The sequence below is a fragment of the Sphingomonas sp. genome (assembly GCF_035998645.1).
GTDB lineage: Bacteria > Pseudomonadota > Alphaproteobacteria > Sphingomonadales > Sphingomonadaceae > Sphingomonas.
Genome location: NZ_DASYHL010000002.1, coordinates 578070 through 596806, shown reverse-complemented (window position 1 = coordinate 596806; position 18737 = coordinate 578070). Strand labels below are relative to the sequence as shown.

The following is an 18737-nucleotide window of genomic DNA, read 5'->3' as shown; positions in this document are numbered from 1 at the left end:
GCGCACCACTGAGCAGCTTTGCGATCGCGCGCGCGATGGACGGCACGGCGCCGGTATTTCAATCGTCTGCCGGACCGGACTACCCGCGGATCGCGGCAATCCGCGTTCGCGTTCCCGTCCGAATGATCAAACTCGGCACTGTCGATCAGCGGACCTGGCCGCCGCGCACCCCGAAGATATCCGCCGGCAATCGCCACGCCGCGAGGATGGCGATCAGGAGCAGCGCGATGAATAGCGCGCCTGCCACCGGCAAGCCCGCAAGCGCGCCACCCGTCCGGGCCGCAGCCGCGAAATAGGCAGAGCCGATCACCGCAATGCCGATCGCGCCGCCCAGCTGCTGCGCGGTGCGCAGCGTCGCGCTGGCCGTCCCCGCGAACGCGCGGTCGACATCGGCGACCACGACCGGGGGCAGTGGCCCGGCCAGCATCCCCATGCCGACCCCTGCCAGCGCAAGCAGCGCAAAGAATCCGACACCGCCGCCGGTTCCGCCCGCGATCAGCGTCAAGGCACCGCTGGCACCCGTCATCATCACCAGCGCGCCACCGATCAGCAGCCAGCGACCGAGGCGCGGCAGATACTTTTTCCCGATAAAGCTGATGCCCGCCATCACCCCGAGACCAAAAGGTACATGCGCGAGCGCGGTATCGAGCGGCGACTTGCCCAACCCCTGTTGCAACGCGACCGCGAGCACCAGCAGGAAGCCCGCCGCGCCCGCCGAGAAGGCCAGCACCGCGACCAGTCCCCATCGGAAGGTGATCAGGCGAAACAGCGCGGGTTCGATGATCGCCGCCAGCCCCGCGCGCCGCCGCGCCAACGCCCGAATCCAGCCCACAATGACCAAGGCGACTCCGACGAGCGCGCACGGAATCGCCCAAGCCGGCCAGCCCCGCTCCGACCCGTCGATCAGCGCGAATAGCAGCGCCGCAAAGCCCGCCGCAAACAGCGCCGCACCAAACAGGTCGATCTGCAGCGGGCGTCCGGCGTCCCGCTGCGGAATCGTCCGCAACCCCAGCCACAGCGCGATCAACCCGATCGGCAGGTTGATCAGGAAGATCAGCCGCCAGCCAAGGCCAAACCAGTTCCATTCGATCAGCAAGCCTCCCAGGATCGGTCCCAGGATCGCGGCGAGCCCCCCGATCACGCCGAACCAGGCGAGCCGCGCAACGCGTTCGAGCGGGGAAAACAGCGTCTGCACAATCGCCATCACCTGCGGCCCCATCATCGCGCCGGCGGCCCCCTGGAGCAGGCGGCCGATGACCAGCTGCTCGGGCGTTTGCGCCAGCCCGCACAGGGCCGACGTGGCGATGAAGCCCGCAACCCCGATCAGGAACATGCGGCGATAGCCGAACGCATCGCCCAGCCGTCCGCCGAGCAGCAACAGCGCACCCAGCACGAGCAAATAGCCCGCGACGATCCACTGCATCGCCGCCGACGAGGCATCCAGCGCGCGGCGGATCTCGGGCAAGGCGGTGTTGACGATGGTCGTATCGGCGACTTCGAGCACGAAGGCTATCAGCACCGTGATGAAGGCGAGCATGCGCTGACGATCCGTCAACTGCTGTGCCGCGCCGCCATCCTGCGGCGTGCCTGCCCCTCGGTCCATATGACTGCCGCCCCGGAAATTTCGGGCGCGCGCCCCCGGCACAGCCCTAATTAAAATGATGCTTCTATTATGAGCGTGTTTCGCTTAGCGTCAAGCCAATGCGGCGATTCACGACCGCGATGTTGAGGTGGCGGATGTGGTCGCGCGTCCGTCCGGAGGGGAGTGAAGGCGTTGCACAAGTCAGACTCGTCGCGGGTGCCCGGGCCCGCCCAAGGGTTCACCGTCATCATCGCGGGGTTCCTGCCGATCATGGCAATCGTGTCGATGTTCCCGGCGGTGCCGGCGATGATCGCGCATTTCGGTGCAGACCCCAATGCCAGCTGGAAGGTGCCGGCGATGGTGTCGGCCCCCGGCCTGACCATTGCGATCACCGCGCTGTTCGTCGGCCTGATGGTCGATCGCTTCGGGCGCCGTCGCCTGCTGCTCGGATCGACCCTGCTCTACGGGATCTTCGGCTCCGCACCGTTCCTGCTCGAATCGCTCGACGCCATCTATGCCTCACGCCTGTTGCTCGGCCTGAGTGAGGCCGCGATCCTGACGACGCTCAACACGCTGATCGCGGATTATTGGGACGAAAAGAGCCGCCGCAACTGGCTGACGATGCAGGGCTTGATCGGCCCGGCGCTGTCGTCGGTGATGATCTTCTTTGCCGGGGCGCTGACCGCGTGGCGCTGGAACGGCATCTTCCTGCTCTATCTGGTCGCGTTCCCGATCTTCCTCGCCATGCTGCGCTACATGTACGAGCCGCAGCGCGAGGTCGCACCCGCGCGCGTCGAGGGCGAGACCGCCGATGGCGGCATCCCCTGGAGCGTCCTCGCAACGATCGGCAGCGTGACCCTGTTCGTTTCGGTCCTCTATTATGTCTTCATCATCAATGGTGGACTGGTCTGGCAGGAGCTGGGGGTCAAGGATCCGGGCAAGATCGGTCGGATCACGGCATTGCCCAGCCTGTTCATCCTGGTCGGCGCGGGCGTGTTCTGGCTGCTCGGCCGCTGGCAGGTCAGCTCGCGCGCTCAGCTCTTCGCGCTGCTCGCCACGCTCGGCACCGGCCTCGCCATCATCGGCCTCGCCAGCGACTGGCGGATGATGATCCTCGGCATGATGGTGCAACAGACGGGCGCGGGCATGGGGGTGGTCACGCTGATCGCCTGGGCACAGCGCAAGCTGCCCTATGCCCATCGCGGACGCGGCATGGGCTTGTGGACCGCCTGCTTCTTCTTCGGCCAGTTCGTCTCGCCGCTGCTGGTCAGCCTGGTGCGCGCGCAGGTGGGTTCGATGCAGGCCGCGTTCCTGGTCGCGGGGATCGTCGGGATCGTCGGGGCAGTCGTCGTCTGGCTGGTGGTCGACCGCCGCCCGACGCTTCAGCCCGCTGCAGCATGAGACTTGCGATGATCCGCGCTTGTCTGAGCGCCATTGCCGCGCTCCTCGCCCTCTCGCCGGCCACCGCGCAGGAGCCGCCGCGCTTCCGCTACGACGTGATCGAAGCACCGCTCCAACCGGGCGCGGTTACGCTGCCGACTGCGCCGAAGGACGCGCCGGATCGCGAGCAATGGATGACTCAGAACGGGTCGATCGGGGTGCGCAACGTCTCGCACGCCACGCTGACCCCGGTGCTGCCCGCCGGCCCATCGACCGGCGCCGCGGTGATCGTCGCGCCCGGCGGCGGTTTCCTCGGTCTGTCGATGGATGCCGAGGGGTGGCAGGTGGCGCGCTGGCTCGCCAATCACGGCATCGCCGCCTTCGTCCTCAAATATCGCGTGCTGCCCACCCCGCGCGACAATGCGGAGTGGCAGGACAAATTCAACCGCATGATCGGGGGCGAAAGCGTCGGCTTCGCCCCGCCCAAGGACACCCCGCCCGAATCGCTTGCCGACGGGCTCGCCGCGCTGGCGCATGTCCGCGACAACGCCGCGCGCTATGGCGTGGACCCGAAGCGGATCGGATTCATGGGCTTCTCCGCCGGTGGCTTCCTGACGCGCACGGTGATCGAACAGAGCGGCGCGTCGATGCCGGCCTTTGCCGCGCCGATCTATCCCAACATGGCGGCGATGCGCGTACCCGCGAACGCACCGCCAATGTTCGTCACGATCGCGGCGGACGATTTCCTGCTGACCCGCGAAACGGGCCTGCCGCTGCTCGACAGCTATCGTGCTGCCGGCAAGCCGATCGAGTTCCACCTGATCGCCAATGGCGGCCATGGCTTCGGGCTCGGTCGTGAGGGCACCGCATCGGAAGGCTGGATCGAGACTTTCCACCGCTGGCTCGGCAGCATCGGGATGCTCGATCCGAAGTGAGGCCTGAGGGGGTGCCTTAGATCGCCCCCTCCTTCAACAGCTCGACGGCATGCCCTGCCGCGCGCGCCGTCAGCGCCATATAGGTGAGCGACGGGTTCTGGCAGGCCGAGGAGCTCATCTGCGCGCCATCGGTGACGAACAGATTGGCGACGTCGTGCGCCTGGCTCCATTTGTTGAGCACCGATGTCGCCGGGTCCGCGCCCATCCGCGCCCCGCCCATCTCGTGGATCGCGCTCCCGCCCGGATTGGGGCGGTCGAAGCCCATGATGACCTTGCCGCCGGCATGGCCCAGCATCTCGGCGGCGTCCGCTTTGGCCTGCGCCAGCGCGGCATGTTCTTCCGCGCCGAACGCGAATTCGATCTTGAGGATCGGAAGGCCATTGGCGTCGGTGCGCTTGGAGTCGAGCGTGATCCGGTTCGATGCGCGCGGCACGCAATCGGCAAAGGCGACCAGCACCATCCGCCACATGCCGGGCGGCTGCAGCGCCTCCTTGTACGCTGCGCCGATACCTGCCTCGCGCTTGCCGCGCGTCCAGCCTGATTGCAGCGCCCCACCCTGGAATGAGAAACCGCGATTGTGCCCCGCTCCGTCGATCGCGTCGAGATTGCGGAAGCGCGGGATGACGATGCCGGTCGGGCGATTGCCGAAGGTGGTCCATTGCTCGAAGCCCGGGAACAGCGCGATCGCCGACAGGGTGCTGGCGTGGTCCATGATGTGCGTGCCGAGTACGCCGCTGGCGTTGGCGAGGCCGTTCGGCATTGCGTCGCTGCCCGAATTGAGCAGCAGATGCACCGAGTTGAACGCCCCGGCATTGAGGAACACCATCCGCGCGGTTGCCTGCCCGCGCGCGCGCGTCTTGCCGTCGATCCAGCGCACGCCGGTGACGCGGCGCGTCGCGGGGTCATAGTCGATCTTCTCGACCACCGCGTCGGTGACCAGGGTCAGGTTGCCGGTCTTTTGCGCCGCGGGCAGCGTGGAGGACTGGGTCGAGAAATAGGCGCCATAGGAACAGCCGCGGGCGCAGATCGACCGGCGCTGGCATTCGCCGCGCCCGTCCTTGGCCTCAGTCAGATTGGCGGTGCGTCCGATGGTCAGCCGCCGCTCGGGCCAGCGCGCGGAGATTTTCTCGCGCACCGCCTGTTCGACGACGTTCAGCGCCATCGGCGGCTGAAAGCGCCCGTCGGGGAGCTGCGCCAGCCCCTCGGCCGCGCCGGAAACGCCGATAAACTCCTCGACCTTGTCATACCACGGGGCAAGGTCGGCATAGCGGATCGGCCAGTCGGTGCCTTTGCCATCACGCCGGTTGGCGTCGAAGTCATAGTCCGACCAGCGATAGGATTGCCGCCCCCAGGTCAGCGACCGCCCGCCCAGATTATAGCTGCGAAACCAGTTGAACGCGGTGCCGTCTTCCGTCGCATAAGGGTTTTCGGCATCGTTGACGAAATGCGGCTCAGTGAATTCGGTGAAATGGCGGTTGCCGCGCTGCACCGGATAGTCGCGCGCATATTTCTCGGCATCGCCGATGCCGCGGAACGGCATGTCCCACGGTGCCTTGGTTTCGTTCACATATCCGGTCTGGTGCGCGATCATCGGCCCACGCTCCAGCATCAGAACCTTGAGCCCCGCCTCGGTCAGTTCCTTGGCCGCCCAGCCGCCGGTGATGCCGGAGCCGACCACGATCGCGTCGAATTGCATATTGTCCACCATCAGCCGAAATCCACCGCGGTCCAATCGCTGGAATAGGCGCGCTCGCCTGGCTTGGCGGCTACTGCGGGCTCGAAGCGTCCCGGCGTCAGTTCGTAGCGCAGCTCCTGCGCGCCGCCGGTTTGCGAGGTGTAGTAGCCGGTCAGGATCAGCCCCTTCACCGTCTTCCACGGATGATCCTTCGCGGCATACGCGTCGGCGTCCAGCCGCGTCAGGATCGCGGCTCGGCGCGGCTCGGGCTTGCCCATCCAGTCACCATTCGCCGCACGATCGAGTTCGGCTTCCAGCCAGTCGAGGTGGCGCAGGCTGCCGTCGCTACGCAGGTACCCGCTGGCGGCTGCCGAAGCCGTATCGCGCACGAGCGGTGCACGGCTCTTGTCGAGGCCATGGGCGAGCGCGAGGATCACGAAATCCCCCACCCCCACGTCCCCCGCGCCCGGGGTAGCCGTGCGCGGGATAACCAGCTGGCTGACGTCGCGGATCATCGTGCGCTGGCGGTCGCTCGGTGCGTCGGCATCGTCCTGTTTCGACAATGTCGCAACGACCGCAGGCATCCCCACGACCGCGGCGAGCAACGCCACACCTCCGCCGAATTCGCGCCGCGTCCAGCCCGCCTGACTCATGCTCCACCCTCTCCGCGCCGGTTCTTGCCGGCTCCGATTCCGCCTGATATCAGAATGGATATTCTATTTCTAGCGGAGAGGTGTCGGATGCTCAGACTATCGCGCATGATGGAGCTGGGTACGCCCGCGCCCGATTTCGCACTGCCGGATACTGAAGGGCGAACGGTCCGGCTGGCCGATGTCGCCGGTCCCAACGGGCTGATCGTCGCCTTTATCTGCAACCATTGCCCGTTCGTGCTGCACGTGATCGACGCTTTCGTGGACTTTGCGCGCGAGTATCAGGCGCGCGGCATCGGCGTGGTCGCGATCTCGTCCAACGATATCGTCGAGTTTCCTGAGGACGATTACGACCATATGAAGCTGTTCGCAGCGGAGCGCGGCTTCCCCTTCCCCTATCTCCATGACGCGGACCAGCAGGTCGCGATCGCCTACGAAGCGATCTGCACGCCGGACTTCTTCATGTTCGATTCCGACCTGCGCCTGTTTTACGCGGGCCAGTTCGATGCCAGCCGACCCAAGATCAATCGCCCGCCCGTGCCGGGCCTTCCGCCACTACGCACCGACCTGCCCGTGACCGGCGAGGACATGCGCCGTGCCGCCGACGCGCTGCTGGCTGACGATCCTCCGCCCCAGCCGCAGCGGCCGAGCGCGGGCTGCTCGATCAAATGGCTCGAGGGGAATGCCCCGACATGGGCGTGATTGCCAACCGCATCTGGCTCCCCGCCGCCGCCGCCGTTCCGCAGGAGCGCGGAACCGACTATTTCGCGCCGGTCGATGGCGCGGACTGGTCGGACGGGTTCGGCTGGCATCGCGGCTTCTTCTCCAGCTTTCGCCTGCGCGCCGGGCGTGAGGCGTGGTTCCACTTTCCTTTGCCCACCTCGATCCTGCGCGATGGGCGGCAACAGGCGCTGGCCGAGGTCTCACTGATGTGGGAGGTCACCGATGGCGCACGCATCCACTGGCTGGTGCTGCAGCATGGCGGGATGGACCGCATTCCCCTGACCGAGCGCGAGACCGAGCCGGATAGCGTGGCTGTGCCGTTCGACCCGCCCGAGCAATGGCGGCAATACTATCCGTCGTCGGCGCGGCGATTGACGACGATCGCGTTCGACCCCCTGCTGCCGCTGCGCTTTGGGGTGCAGCTGTGCGTCGGAGTCACTGCGCCGGAACGCGACGGGACGATCCGCTTCTACGGCGCTGGGGCTGGCTTCGCCGATCTCGACTAATCGCGTCCAGACCGCAGCGCCGCGAGCTTGTCACGAATCGCCGCCTGCTTTTCCGCCGACACGTCGAACCGACCGACCAGCCACGCCATCGCCGCGCCAGCGATGACGATCAGCGCGGTGACGAACCAGGCAAGCGCGCGCACCTTGTCCTGCGGCATCTGATCGACCGGCAGCCCGACAGGGAAGTCGATGATGCCGAGGAACGACCCGGCGAACAGCGCAACCAGCCCGCTGCCGACCTGAAGCCCAATGAACATGAAGCTCGCGACCAGACCTTGTTGCGGCTTGCCGGTATTCGCCTCATGCTCGTCGCCAATGTCATAGGTGACCGTGTTGAACGGCACGACATACAGCCCATAGGCGACTCCGCCGAGCACGCGGAACGCGAACACGAACGCCCCGATCGCGGCGGTCGCGGGCAGCGGCGACAGCGCCAGCAACGGCAGCAGCACTGCCCCGGCCTGCAGCACGAAGAACACCGCGAGGCCCGAGATCATCGCTACCCGCGTTCCCACTAGCTTCATCCAGGCGGGCGCGAGGAACATGGCGGCGAGAGACCCGATCACCCCGGCAATCAGCAGGCGCGGCGTCCAGCTTCCGTCGAGCTGCCAGAAATAGGTGGCGAGGTGCAGCGTCAGCTGATTCACCACGGAATTGGTGAACAGCACCAGCAAGGCGACCAGGAGCAACAGCCCGACATTGGGCGTGGTGCGGATCGCCGCGACCAGCCGCCGGAACAATTGCGGCAGCGTCTCGGGCGCTTCGCTCGCTACGCTGCGGTCCAGCGCCTCCACCGCGCGCATCCGCGCGCGCGTGCCGAGCAGTCCGATGATCATCAGGCCCGCGCCGCAAATGGCGATGAACAACCCGAAATCTGGATAGGGCGCCGGGTTGAGCTGCGGCTTGCTGTACCCGCCGCCGGGCACGAAGAACCAGGCGAACGCGGCGTAGGGAACAGTCAGGATCGCGAGCTGATTGCCCATGTTGCGCATCACCGCGACGATGTTGCGCTCCCCGGTTTCGCGCGTCAGCTCGCCGCCCATCGCATAGGCGGGCACGGTCCAGAACGAGATGCCGACACGCGCGAGCAGCCCGAAGCCGAGCAACCAGGCAAATATCTGCCATTGCTCCATACCTGCGGGCACGCGGAACACCATCGCGATTCCGACCGTGAACGGCACCACCGCGGCAGCCATCAGCGTGTGCCGGCGCCCAAGCGGGGCGCGGTCCATCCGGTCGGACAGCGCGCCGATATAGGGATCGGCGACCGCATCGAAGACGAGGATGATCGCCAGCGCGGCACCCAGCAACATGCCGTCGAGCCCGACGACCTGAGCATAGAAGAACAGGACGAAGGCGTCCCATGCGAAGCTCTTGATCAGCTCCGGCATGGCGCACGCCATGAAGGCGAACCGGGTCGGCCAGCCGAGCGGCGGCAAGGTCCCTGCGCGCTCGGCCACCGTCATCAGCTGATCCCCATGATGCGCTTGTTCAGCGCGCGATCCGCCCCGCCCGCGGCGAAGTCATCGAACGCATGATCGGTCACCCGAATGATGTGCCGGTCGATGAACGGCGCGCCTTCAGCTGCGCCCTGTTCGGGATGCTTGAGCGCGCACTCCCATTCGAGCACGGCCCAGCCGGCAAAATCGTTCGCCGCCATCTTGGCGAAGATGCCGCCAAAATCGACTTGCCCGTCGCCGAGCGAGCGGAACCGGCCGGGGCGATCGACCCAGCTTTGATACCCGCCATAGACCCCTGCCCGCCCAGTCGGCCGGAACTCGGCGTCCTTGACGTGGAAGCATTTGATGCGGTCATGATAGATGTCGATGAACGCCAGATAATCGAGCTGTTGCAGCACGAAATGGCTGGGATCGTAGAGGATGTTGGCACGCGGATGGTTGCCGACCCGCTCGAGAAACATCTCGAACGTCACGCCATCGTGCAGATCCTCCCCCGGGTGGATCTCGTAGCCGATATCGACGCCTTCGCCGTCAAAATGGTCGAGGATCGGTTTCCACCGGCGCGCCAGTTCGTCGAACGCATCCTCGACCAGCCCGGCGGGGCGCTGCGGCCAGGGATAGACATAGGGCCAGGCGAGCGCGCCCGAGAAACTGGCATGCGCCGTGAGGCCCAGCCGGCGGCTGGCGGTCGCCGCCTTCCTGACCTGATCCACCGCCCATGACTGGCGCGCGACCGGATTGCCGCGCACCTGCTCGGGCGCAAAGCCGTCGAACTGCGCGTCATAGGCCGGGTGGACCGCGACCAGCTGCCCCTGAAGATGCGTCGACAGCTCGGTGATGGCGAGGCCGTGCGACGCGGCCATGCCCGCCACTTCGTCGCAATAATCCTGGCTCTCGGCCGCGCGGTCGAGGTCGAACAGGCGCTTGTCCCAGCTCGGAATCTGGATGCCCTTGTAGCCCAGCGACGCGACCCACGCCGCGATGCTGTCGAGCGAGTTGAACGGCGCGGCATCGCCCGCGAATTGCGCGAGGAAGATGCCCGGACCTTTGATCGTCTTCATCGCACGCTCCTCAAATCGTCAGGTCGACCCAGCCCGCCTCATCGCGGCTGGCCGCCACCGCGGTCTCGATAAACGCCATGCCGCGCACGCCGTCCGCGATGCCCGGCAGCAGCGGCGCATCAGCGCCGCGCAACAGGCCGGCAAAGTCGCGATAGAGATTGGCGAACGCCTCCAGATACCCCTCGGGGTGCCCGCCTGGCGTACGCGTCCGCGCGCGCGCATCGGCGCCGAGCGAGGCATCGCCGGCGCGGACGATCTCGGTCCGCCCGTCAATGCCGTGCAGCGTCAGATCGTTGGGCGTCTCCTGCCGCCACACCAGACCGCCCTTGTCGCCATAGACCCGGATGCACAGCCCATTAAGCTCCCCCACCTCGATCTGCGAAGCGAGGAGCACGCCGCGCGCGCCAGTGTCGAAGCGCAGCAGGATCGCGCAATCGTCATCGAGCGCACGTCCCGGCACCACCGCCGCCAGATCGGCGAGCAGGCGCGTGACGCGCAGCCCGGTGACGAACTCGGCCAGCTGGAAGGCGTGAACCCCGATATCGCCGATGCATCCGCCCGCGCCCGAGCGCGCCGGATCGACGCGCCATTCGGCCTGTTTTCCCTCGGCGGGACCGGCGAGCCAGCCTTGCGGATATTCCACCACCACCTTGCGCACCGCGCCGATCGCGCCAGCGGCAACCCGCGCCCGCGCCTCGCGCACCAAAGGATAGCCCGAATAGGTGTAGGTCAGCCCATAGGGCCGGCCCGCCTGCGTCACGAGATCGGCCAGCTCACGTGCCTCGACCAGCGATGCGGTCATCGGCTTGTCGCTCATCACCGCGACGCCCGCCGCGAGCGCGGCGCGCGCGGCGGGCAGATGGTGATAGTTGGGGCTGACGATCGAGACGAAATCGATCCCGTCCGGACGCGCGGCTTCACCTGCAAACATCGCGGCGAGGTCGGGATAGGCGCGTTCGGAATCAATGCGGTAGTCGGTCGCAGCGGCGCGCGAGCGGCCGGGGTCGCTGCTGAACACGCCCGCGACCAGCTCGATCTCGCGGTCCAACTCGGCCGCGATACGGTGGATCGGGCCGATAAACGCCCCCGGCCCGCCGCCGATCATCCCCATCCGCAGCCGCATTCGCCCTCTCCCGCTACAGACCGGTGACAGCTATCGCGGCGACGTCCACCGTCAGCGCCAACCCGGCGTCTTCGGCTGTCCGCGCAACGCGAACCGCCACCGCATCGCCGATATCGGCCCACCCGCCGTCGCCCCAGTGCTGGAATCGACGCCGGACCAGCGGAATGCGCACGCGTTGCGATTCGCCAGGTTGCAGCATGACCTTGGCAAAGCCGACCAGCGCAACCTCGGGCGTATTGCGATACAGCTGGACCACATCGCTCCCGGCGCGTTCGGCGATGTTGCGCACGGTGACGACAATCGCGCCATCCTCGACCGCCGCATCGCTCCACGCGAACCGGGCATAGCCCATGCCCGCACCCAGCGTATGCCGTGCGCGCAGCCCGGCTGCGATGATGCCGCGATGGCCGAAGCGGACCCCGTCGCGATACGGCAATTGCCCATCGGCATCAGGCTTCAGCCCATAGCCGGGATAGTCGCCCTCATCGCGCGCAATCACCACCGGCATTCGACCGCCCGGCTCGCGATCGCCGGCGAGCACCTGAGCGATCGCCTCGGCAAAACCCTCACCCGGATACCAGGCGCTGATCAGCGCAGCGGCGCGCTCTTCCCACGCGGTGTCGAAGGCATGGCCGACATTGGCGACGATGACGGTGCGCGGATTGGCTGCGGTCACCCGCTCGATCAGCTCGATCTGGTCGACGGCAAGCTTCGTGTCGGACCGATCCTTACTCTCCACGCTGGAGTCAGACGTTTCGCCGACCATCAGCACCACCGCATCGGCGCGCCGCGCGGCGGCTTCCGCGGCGGCGAGCAGTTCCTCGCGGCTGCCCGGCGCGCGGATGCCGTACCACAGGCCGTGGACGCGCGCGGGGTCGAAGCTGAATTCGACCACGACCTCCACCGGCTTTCCGGCGGTCAGCGCGCGTTCGGCGATCACCGAATCCCCGGCCTTGAGCACGCCCATCACGTCACCCGGCGGGCATTCGGTCGTCGCAACAATCTCTTCACCGTCAACCCGCATCCGCGAGACGCCGGTGGCACCGAGATGGAAGCGGTGGACGCCGTCGCGGGTCGGCGTGAACACGCCGCTCGCACGGATCGATCCGCCTGCCGCAAAGCGCGCCTGTTCATGCACGCCGACGAACCACACCAGCGAATTGGTGTCGCGCGTCTCGCGCGACAGCGGGGTGCCGCTGCAATCGCGACTCTCGAAATACTCAACCGTCATGCCGCGCGTCGCGCCATCGCCCAGATCGCGCGCGGGGCGCACCGGCATGCCCGGCAGGCGCGGCGCGGGATCGACGCCCGGCTCGAACAGGATCTCGCGGGCGCCGCCAAAACGCCTGCGGATCGCATCGACCGGTGATGCGAGATCGGGCGAGACCGAAATCTTCGCGAAGGTACCGCCCTGGAAACAGGGTGCCGCAGCATTGGGGCCTATCACCGCCAGCGTGCCGATCGACTCGGGCGAAAGCGGGAGCAGATCACCTTCATTGCGCATCAGGACAAAGCCCGCTGCCGCCGCCTCGACCAGCAGCGCGTCGATATCGGCATCGCTCAGCGGCGACTGTTTCGTGCCGGTCGCGCGACGCGCGAGTCCGGCGACCCGCGCCGCGGCATCGTCGATCCGCGCGCGTTGGACCTGCCCCGTCTCCACCGCTGCTGCCGACTTTGCGCCCAGAAAGCGCGCGGGACCGGGCATTTCGAGGTCGAGACCGGCGTTGAGCGTCGGCTCGGTCGAATGCGTCCCGAACCAGTCGCTCATGATCGCGCCGCGATAGCCCCACTCGCCCTTCACCACTGTCGTCAGCACATGATGCTGCTCGGCGCAGTGCAATCCATTCACGCGGTTATAGGCGGCGAGCATGCCCGCGCACCCGGCCTCCGCCGCGAATTCGAACGGCAGCAGATAGACTTCCCGCAACGTCCGTTCGTCGACGCGGACATCGACCGTGTCGCGGTCGGTCTCGCTGTCGTTGCAGACGAGATGCTTGGCGACCGATGCGGTGCCGGTGGATTGCAGCCCCGCGATCCAGCTCGCGCCGAGGACTCCGGCCAGCAGCGGGTCTTCGGAGAAATATTCGAACGCGCGCCCGGCCAGCGGACTGCGCGCCAGATTGATGTTGGGGGCGAGCACCGCATCGACACCGCGCCCGACCGCCTCCTGCCCAACCAGCGCGCCGATGCGCCGCGCAAGATCGACGTCCCAGCTCGCCCCTAGCGCGGTGGCGCAGGGTGACAGGCGCGCAATGTCGCGCTCGTCGACCTTGCCGCTCGCGATGCCCATCGGGCCGTCGCTCATCGTGAAGCTTGGGATCCCCGCTCCGGGGATCGCCACCGACGACCACATGGCACCACCAGCAGTCAGCGAAGCGGCCTGATCGAGAGTCAGATCTGTCATGAATTCAATCCGTTGCGCCGCGCGCGGACGCACGGCAGGCGGGCGGCGGGGCGCGATGCCGCCACCGCCCGCATGGGGTCAGGCGGCAAGCGCCAGTTCCTTGCTGTCCTTGGTCGTCGGGACGAAGGGCAGATAGGACACGCGCATCCGCACGGCGAACTCGATCCGATGGTTGCCTGGCGCGAGGCCGCCAGGCTTCAGCGCGATGATCCGCGCCTTCTCGCCGAAATTCCAGCGGTCGTTATAGACGGTTTCCATCTCGTCGAGCGTGTAGATCTTGCCGCGGACCGAGAAGCGCACATCCTCGCGCGCGATCTTCTCGCCGTCCACGCTCGGCACGCAGTCATATTTGGCGATCAGCTGGTGCCAGTTCTCGATCGCGGCATCCTCGACCCCGACCTCAGGCCAGCCCCAGAAGCTCTGCTCACCGATGATCTCGATCCCGTTCGCGCCGAATTCGGCGCTGGTCCGGATACAGTCTTCCAGGGTCATTTTGCCCTGAAACGTCTCGTTCTGATAGCTGTAGAGGCTCACACCCCGCTTGATCGTACCCATCGACCCTCTCGCTTTTTTGCGTGCGGCATGGCCGCTCTCATCTTCGGCGCGGCGCTTGCAGCCACCGCACTTCTTAATTAGAACCTTCATTCTATAAACGGCCGTACGGGTCAAGTTCGAAAGTGTGAGGGGATCGATAGTCATGGCGTCCGGGCGTCGAATTCTCGCACGTAGTGCTGCGCTGCTGCTGGCCACCGCATTCGGATTCTTCGGCTATTTCAAAAGCTTTGCCGAGCGCGCCGTGCTTGAGCAGCACCATGCCTGGACAACCGCCCTGCCCGATTTGCTAGGACGCGCGGTCGGGCTCAGCGAACTGTTGGCCGCTGCGCTGCTGTTGATCTTCGGTGCGATCCGGCCCGCGCGGGGCCGGGTCGCTGCTGGTGTCGCGCTCTATGCCATCCTCAATCAGGCGTGCGCCGCACTGGTCCATATCGCGCGCGGGGAAAGCGCCGCGCTGCCCCAGAACGCCTTGCTGGCGGGGCTGGCACTGCTGATCATCCTCGCGGCGCGCTCGCATCGCGCCGAGCCAGAGGAGACAATGGGACGACAGTTCTGAAGCAGCCGTCGATCCCGGCCGTGACGCCCCTTCCAGTGTTAAAAGCCGTGCATGTGCCCCAAGCCCTCGAAGCGCGTCCGCCCGAGCCGCATCGGACCTTAGCGGAGACCTTCTCCTGCTGACCGTCAGATGGCGCGGTACCGGTAATTGCGGAACCGGACCGCGCCATCGCCCGACGCGAACAGCGCCGGTCGCAGGCTTTCGCCCTGTCCGGGCACCGATGTGTTGAGGTTATAGCCCGAGCTTTCCAGCCGCAATCCGTGCCGGATCCAGTTCTTCCCATCGAGGCTGTAGTGAAAGGTGACGATATGCTCGCGGTTTTCGAGCCGCAGATACATGCGCCGAGCGGGCGGCACCTTTTCCCGCCAATGATGCTGCCCTCCGCCGCCATAGGTGATCATGCGATCGCCATCGATGGCGATGCCCAGAAAGAGTCGGCTCGACAGGAACAGCAGCAGCCCTCCCGTCGCCGTACCCTCCAGCTCGACATCGACCTGCACCTCATAGCTGCGATCACCAGCGCCGCCCGTCAGCGGCGACCCGTCATGCGGACCGCTTCCCCGCGCTGTGAGCAACAGTCCATCGGGACCGAAGGCGGCGCGCTTTGCCTCGTCCTTCTGCGGCGCGTGGAAGGTCCAGCGGGTGCCGAGCGCGGACACACTGAAATCATCGGAGCGGGGCAGGCCGTGCGGCTGGGCACGGCCCCCGCGGGGCTTGGCCATTGGTCGCGACAAATCACCCCCCACGGCGCGAAGCCAGCCATCCGGGGTCCATTCCACGCGATCGAGCAAGGTCTGCCGCCCCAACGTGCGAAAACCGTGTTCGAACCCGTGATATACCATCCACCAGTCATTCGCCGGCCCCTGCACCAGGCTGGCATGGCCACGCGACCACCATGCTTCGGTCGCGGATTTGGTGCGCACGATCGGATTGTGCGGACAGTTTTCCCAGGGGCCGTGGATCGACCGCGATCGTGCGGCGATGACCATATGGCCGGTCGGCGGACCCGCCGTTCCCCCGACGGCGCTGACCAGATAGAAATAGTCCCTGCGGCGGAAGATCTTTGGCCCCTCGAGCGCATAGGCTTCGACCACCCAGTCATCGGGATAGCGCCAGCCGTCATAAACCTTCTCGACCGGCCCGACTGCCTTGAGCCCGTCGTCGGACAGCGCAACCCGGTGACCCGCAGACAGGAACAGGTAGCGGCGCCCATCTTCGCCGACGGCGTGGCCCGGGTCGATGTAGCCGCGAATGCCGGTATCGACGGGTGCGCTCCACGGCCCATCGATCCGATCGGCATGGATGACGTAGATCGCCGCGCTTCCGCGCACGCTGGTCGACCAGGCGGTCGGGATGAAGGGGATATAGATGTAGTAGCGACCCTGATGCTTGATCAGGTCCACCGCAAAGACCGATCCCAGCGGCGCGGGCAACGCGACGGAAAAGGGCCGCCAATTCACCAGATCGCGCGAATGCCAGATCATCAGGCCCGGATCAGCCTCGAACGAGGAAAAGGTAAGATAATAATCCTCGCCATCGCGCAGGATCGACGGATCGGGATAGGAGCCGGCCAAGATCGGGTTCAGAAAGGTGCCGTCGCCACGATCCGCGCACCGCTGCCCTTCAAACCCGACGCCCCGATCGCCGCGCGTGGCAAGCGGAGCGGACGTGGCGATCGCGGGGGCCAGCATCGCCGCTCCGGCACTGCCGAACAGATTGCGTCGCGAGATTCGATCCATGCACTGTTTCCTAGAAAGCTCGGCAAGCTGCGGGCGCGCGCGTATGCGCTCCAGCGATCCCGTTATGGATGTGTGAAATTCGCTGCCTTGTCATAAGGCTTGATCGTCACCTTCCCCGTCGCCGCCCATTCGGTGCCGCGCGCGAAGAGCGTCCTGAAGCCGTCATACTGGATCGTGTCCGGCCCATGGCCCAGCGTGATCGAGAAGACGCGACCCTTACCATAGTCCTGCACCCAGATCTGCGGGTTCGGCCTGCCCATATTCTGCATCTTGGCGAGGTTTTCGGCAGAGTAGGCCTTCGGGTCGTATTTCGGCCCGGCGCGCTCGGGATCGTAATCCGCCGGATCGTCAATCGCAGTCGCCAGCACGCGCACCTTGGCGGCAGGATCGAACACCATGTTGGTGTATTTGTCCTCCATGAAGTTCCAGTGATAGCGGCGCAGCCCCTTGGTGATCGGATGCTCGCGATCGACCAGTTCGATGCTGAATGCGTCGGGCGGCGAGCGCCGGCTGACCCCGGGCACCATCACCGCGCCGACCAGGCGTCGATATTCGGGGATGTCCCGCCCCCAGGTGAAGGACGAGTGATAGGCGACCAGCCCACCACCCTCGGCAACATAGGTGTAGAGCGCGTTGAACGCCCCGCCGGACCAGATGTGCTGATCCTTGTCGCCATAGTTCCAGCGGCTGGAATAGTTGAGGATGACGACGTCGTACTTCTTGAGCATCGCCAGCGTGCCGTGGTCGAAATCCTCGGTCACGCGGACGTCGAAGCGACCGGTGTCTTTGAGCTGGGTACGCAGCCGGTTGTTCACGCCGGTCCAGTCATGCTCATAGCTGTTCTGGCCGCTGATGATCAGCACCTTGAGCCGGGCATCCTTCGGATTGAGGGGCGTCGCGACCCGCTGCACCGTCTCGGGCGGGGCATAGGGGACATTATCCACCGTCACCGGGATGTCGGCGACCGGCGCGGTCTGTGCGAATGCGGCGGCGGCGATCAGGGCGGTGCAGAACAAGGCCATCGTGACACGCATCGATAGGTCTCCGGGACGGTCAGGCGGTGGCAGGCCGGCGCGCGCGCTCCATCGGCCAGGCAAGCACGACCAGCGCCTGCAGCGCGAGCAGCACGACCGGCCAGCCATAATAGGACCAGCGGATCGTCTCGCGCGCGGCGTCGCTTACGGCGGTCGGGACATAGCCCGCCGCACCCAGCGAATAGGCGATGGCCGCCGATCCGAGCGCCATGCCGACCTTGGTCGCCAGGCTGATCCCGGCCGACAACAGGCCTTCATTGCGCGTGCCGAAGCGTCCCTCGTGATAATCGACCGTCTCCGCCGCCATGGTGAAGATTCCGGTGATGGTGACAGAGGTGACGACCGACGCAGCGATGTAGAGCGCGAGGAACGCCGGCGGGCTCGCCTCGGTCAGCGGCAGCAAGAGAAACAGCGCGACCGCGATCAGGCAGGCGGCAAAGCACCCTTTGCGGATACCGGTACGCGCGAGGATCGGCGGCGCGATGAAGGCGGCGATCAGCAATGTGCCCGAAATGGCGGGCAGCAGGATCGAGATCATCCAGGGATGCCCGAGCACATCGATCGCAAAGAAGGCGGTGAGCGAGATCATCGTCCCGAACCGCACGAAATAGAGCAAGGTAAAGCCGAAGCACACCAGCCAGGCGCGGTTGCGCAGCATCTCCCCGATTGCGGGCAGGACCGCGAAGCTGGGCGAGGCATGATCTTCGTACCGTTCCTTGCAATTGCGGAAGAGCAGGAACAGCGCGATCAGCGACAGGCCAGCGAACAGGATCGCGGTGGCGAGAAATCCGCGCTGCATATCGCCGCCGCCGAACATCCCGACCAAAGGCATCGTCGCGGCGGTACCGAGGATGACCGAGATCGACGTGCCGATCGACCGCATCCCACCGAGCTTCAGTCGCTCGCCGGTATCGGTCGTCATCATCGGCATCAGCGCGGTATAGGGGATCGACCCCAGCGACATCAGGATGCCGAGCGCCTTGAAGGTCAGGAAAGCGTAGATCAGCTTCGCATTCTGCGACCAGTCGGGCACGGTGAAGACGAGAATGAACACCAGCGCATAGGGAATGGCGGTGAACAGGAAATAGGGTCGCGTACGCCCCCAGCGCGTGCGCGTCTTGTCAACGGCAATGCCCACGAAGATGTCGATGACCGCATCGAGCAGCCGCGCGGCGAGGAAAATCGTCCCCACCGCGGCCGCAGGCAGCATCGCCACATTGGTGTAGTAGAACAGTAGGAACGCGCCCGCCATGTTGTAGGCGAGGCTGAAGCCGAAATCGCCCGCGCCATAGCTCAGCCGCTCGGTAAGCGAGAGGCGCGCCCCGCCTCGCTGCATCTCAGGCGCCAAGGGACG

At 66.4% G+C, this 18737-nt stretch carries 16 protein-coding genes; 5 read left to right on the top strand and 11 right to left on the bottom strand.

All coding sequences use genetic code 11. From position 1 onward, the window contains the following. Positions 1-145: 145 nt before the first annotated feature. On the bottom strand, positions 146-1603 hold the full coding sequence (locus VGN66_RS03180) for an MFS transporter (RefSeq protein ID WP_327517385.1): 1458 nt from the start codon (positions 1601-1603) through the stop codon (positions 146-148). A 162-nt stretch (positions 1604-1765) separates the two neighbouring features. Between VGN66_RS03180 and VGN66_RS03175 the strand changes: the two genes are divergently transcribed. Then, positions 1766-2983, top strand: a complete 1218-nt coding sequence (locus VGN66_RS03175; RefSeq protein WP_414713172.1) for an MFS transporter — start codon at positions 1766-1768, stop codon at positions 2981-2983. Positions 2984-2991: 8 nt separating this feature from the next. Next, complete coding sequence (locus VGN66_RS03170) at positions 2992-3897, top strand: alpha/beta hydrolase (protein ID WP_327517383.1); 906 nt, start codon at positions 2992-2994, stop codon at positions 3895-3897. 16 nt (positions 3898-3913) lie between these two features. Here VGN66_RS03170 and VGN66_RS03165 read toward each other — a convergent pair whose 3' ends face one another. Continuing rightward, positions 3914-5593: a GMC family oxidoreductase gene (locus VGN66_RS03165; RefSeq protein WP_327517574.1), complete on the bottom strand. Its 1680-nt coding sequence runs from the start codon at positions 5591-5593 to the stop codon at positions 3914-3916. Positions 5594-5604: 11 nt separating this feature from the next. Further along, positions 5605-6225 carry a gluconate 2-dehydrogenase subunit 3 family protein gene (locus VGN66_RS03160; protein WP_327517382.1) on the bottom strand — a complete coding sequence of 207 codons (621 nt, stop codon included), beginning with the start codon at positions 6223-6225 and terminating at the stop codon, positions 5605-5607. 87 nt (positions 6226-6312) lie between these two features. Between VGN66_RS03160 and VGN66_RS03155 the strand changes: the two genes are divergently transcribed. After that, on the top strand, positions 6313-6924 hold the full coding sequence (locus tag VGN66_RS03155; protein ID WP_327517381.1) for a thioredoxin family protein: 612 nt from the start codon (positions 6313-6315) through the stop codon (positions 6922-6924). Next, on the top strand, positions 6915-7451 hold the full coding sequence (locus tag VGN66_RS03150; protein ID WP_327517380.1) for a hypothetical protein: 537 nt from the start codon (positions 6915-6917) through the stop codon (positions 7449-7451). Before VGN66_RS03155 ends, VGN66_RS03150 begins: the two co-directional genes overlap by 10 nt. Here the strand turns inward: VGN66_RS03150 and VGN66_RS03145 are convergent. The 5 genes from VGN66_RS03145 to VGN66_RS03125 all read right to left on the bottom strand — a co-directional run bounded on the left by VGN66_RS03145 (position 7448) and on the right by VGN66_RS03125 (position 14054). Continuing rightward, a complete protein-coding gene (locus VGN66_RS03145; protein WP_327517379.1) occupies positions 7448-8917 on the bottom strand; it encodes an MFS transporter in 1470 nt (489 codons plus the stop codon). The two genes, VGN66_RS03150 and VGN66_RS03145, sit on opposite strands and share 4 nt — an antisense overlap. Next, complete coding sequence (locus VGN66_RS03140) at positions 8917-9972, bottom strand: sugar phosphate isomerase/epimerase (protein ID WP_327517378.1); 1056 nt, start codon at positions 9970-9972, stop codon at positions 8917-8919. The genes VGN66_RS03145 and VGN66_RS03140 overlap by 1 nt, the downstream gene beginning before the upstream one ends. A 10-nt stretch (positions 9973-9982) precedes the next feature. Further along, the gene (locus VGN66_RS03135) at positions 9983-11095 is read right to left on the bottom strand and encodes a Gfo/Idh/MocA family oxidoreductase (protein WP_327517377.1); all 1113 of its coding nucleotides are present in this window, start codon (positions 11093-11095) and stop codon (positions 9983-9985) included. Positions 11096-11108: 13 nt separating this feature from the next. Then, complete coding sequence (locus VGN66_RS03130) at positions 11109-13499, bottom strand: glycoside hydrolase family 3 protein (RefSeq protein ID WP_327517376.1); 2391 nt, start codon at positions 13497-13499, stop codon at positions 11109-11111. 78 nt (positions 13500-13577) lie between these two features. After that, positions 13578-14054, bottom strand: coding sequence for a C-glycoside deglycosidase beta subunit domain-containing protein (locus tag VGN66_RS03125; RefSeq protein WP_327517375.1), 477 nt, complete (start codon positions 14052-14054; stop codon positions 13578-13580). A 142-nt stretch (positions 14055-14196) separates the two neighbouring features. On the opposite strand from VGN66_RS03125, the gene VGN66_RS03120 reads away from it, so the two are divergent. After that, complete coding sequence (locus VGN66_RS03120; protein WP_327517374.1) at positions 14197-14610, top strand: DoxX family protein; 414 nt, start codon at positions 14197-14199, stop codon at positions 14608-14610. A gap of 125 nt (positions 14611-14735) precedes the next feature. Here the strand turns inward: VGN66_RS03120 and VGN66_RS03115 are convergent, their stop codons facing one another. The 3 genes from VGN66_RS03115 to VGN66_RS03105 all read right to left on the bottom strand — a co-directional run bounded on the left by VGN66_RS03115 (position 14736) and on the right by VGN66_RS03105 (position 18719). After that, positions 14736-16349: a family 43 glycosylhydrolase gene (locus VGN66_RS03115; RefSeq protein WP_327517373.1), complete on the bottom strand. Its 1614-nt coding sequence runs from the start codon at positions 16347-16349 to the stop codon at positions 14736-14738. Positions 16350-16411: 62 nt separating this feature from the next. Then, a complete protein-coding gene (locus VGN66_RS03110) occupies positions 16412-17383 on the bottom strand; it encodes a ThuA domain-containing protein (protein WP_327517372.1) in 972 nt (323 codons plus the stop codon). 19 nt (positions 17384-17402) lie between these two features. Further along, the gene (locus tag VGN66_RS03105) at positions 17403-18719 is read right to left on the bottom strand and encodes a glycoside-pentoside-hexuronide (GPH):cation symporter (RefSeq protein WP_327517371.1); all 1317 of its coding nucleotides are present in this window, start codon (positions 18717-18719) and stop codon (positions 17403-17405) included. Positions 18720-18737: the final 18 nt, after the last annotated feature.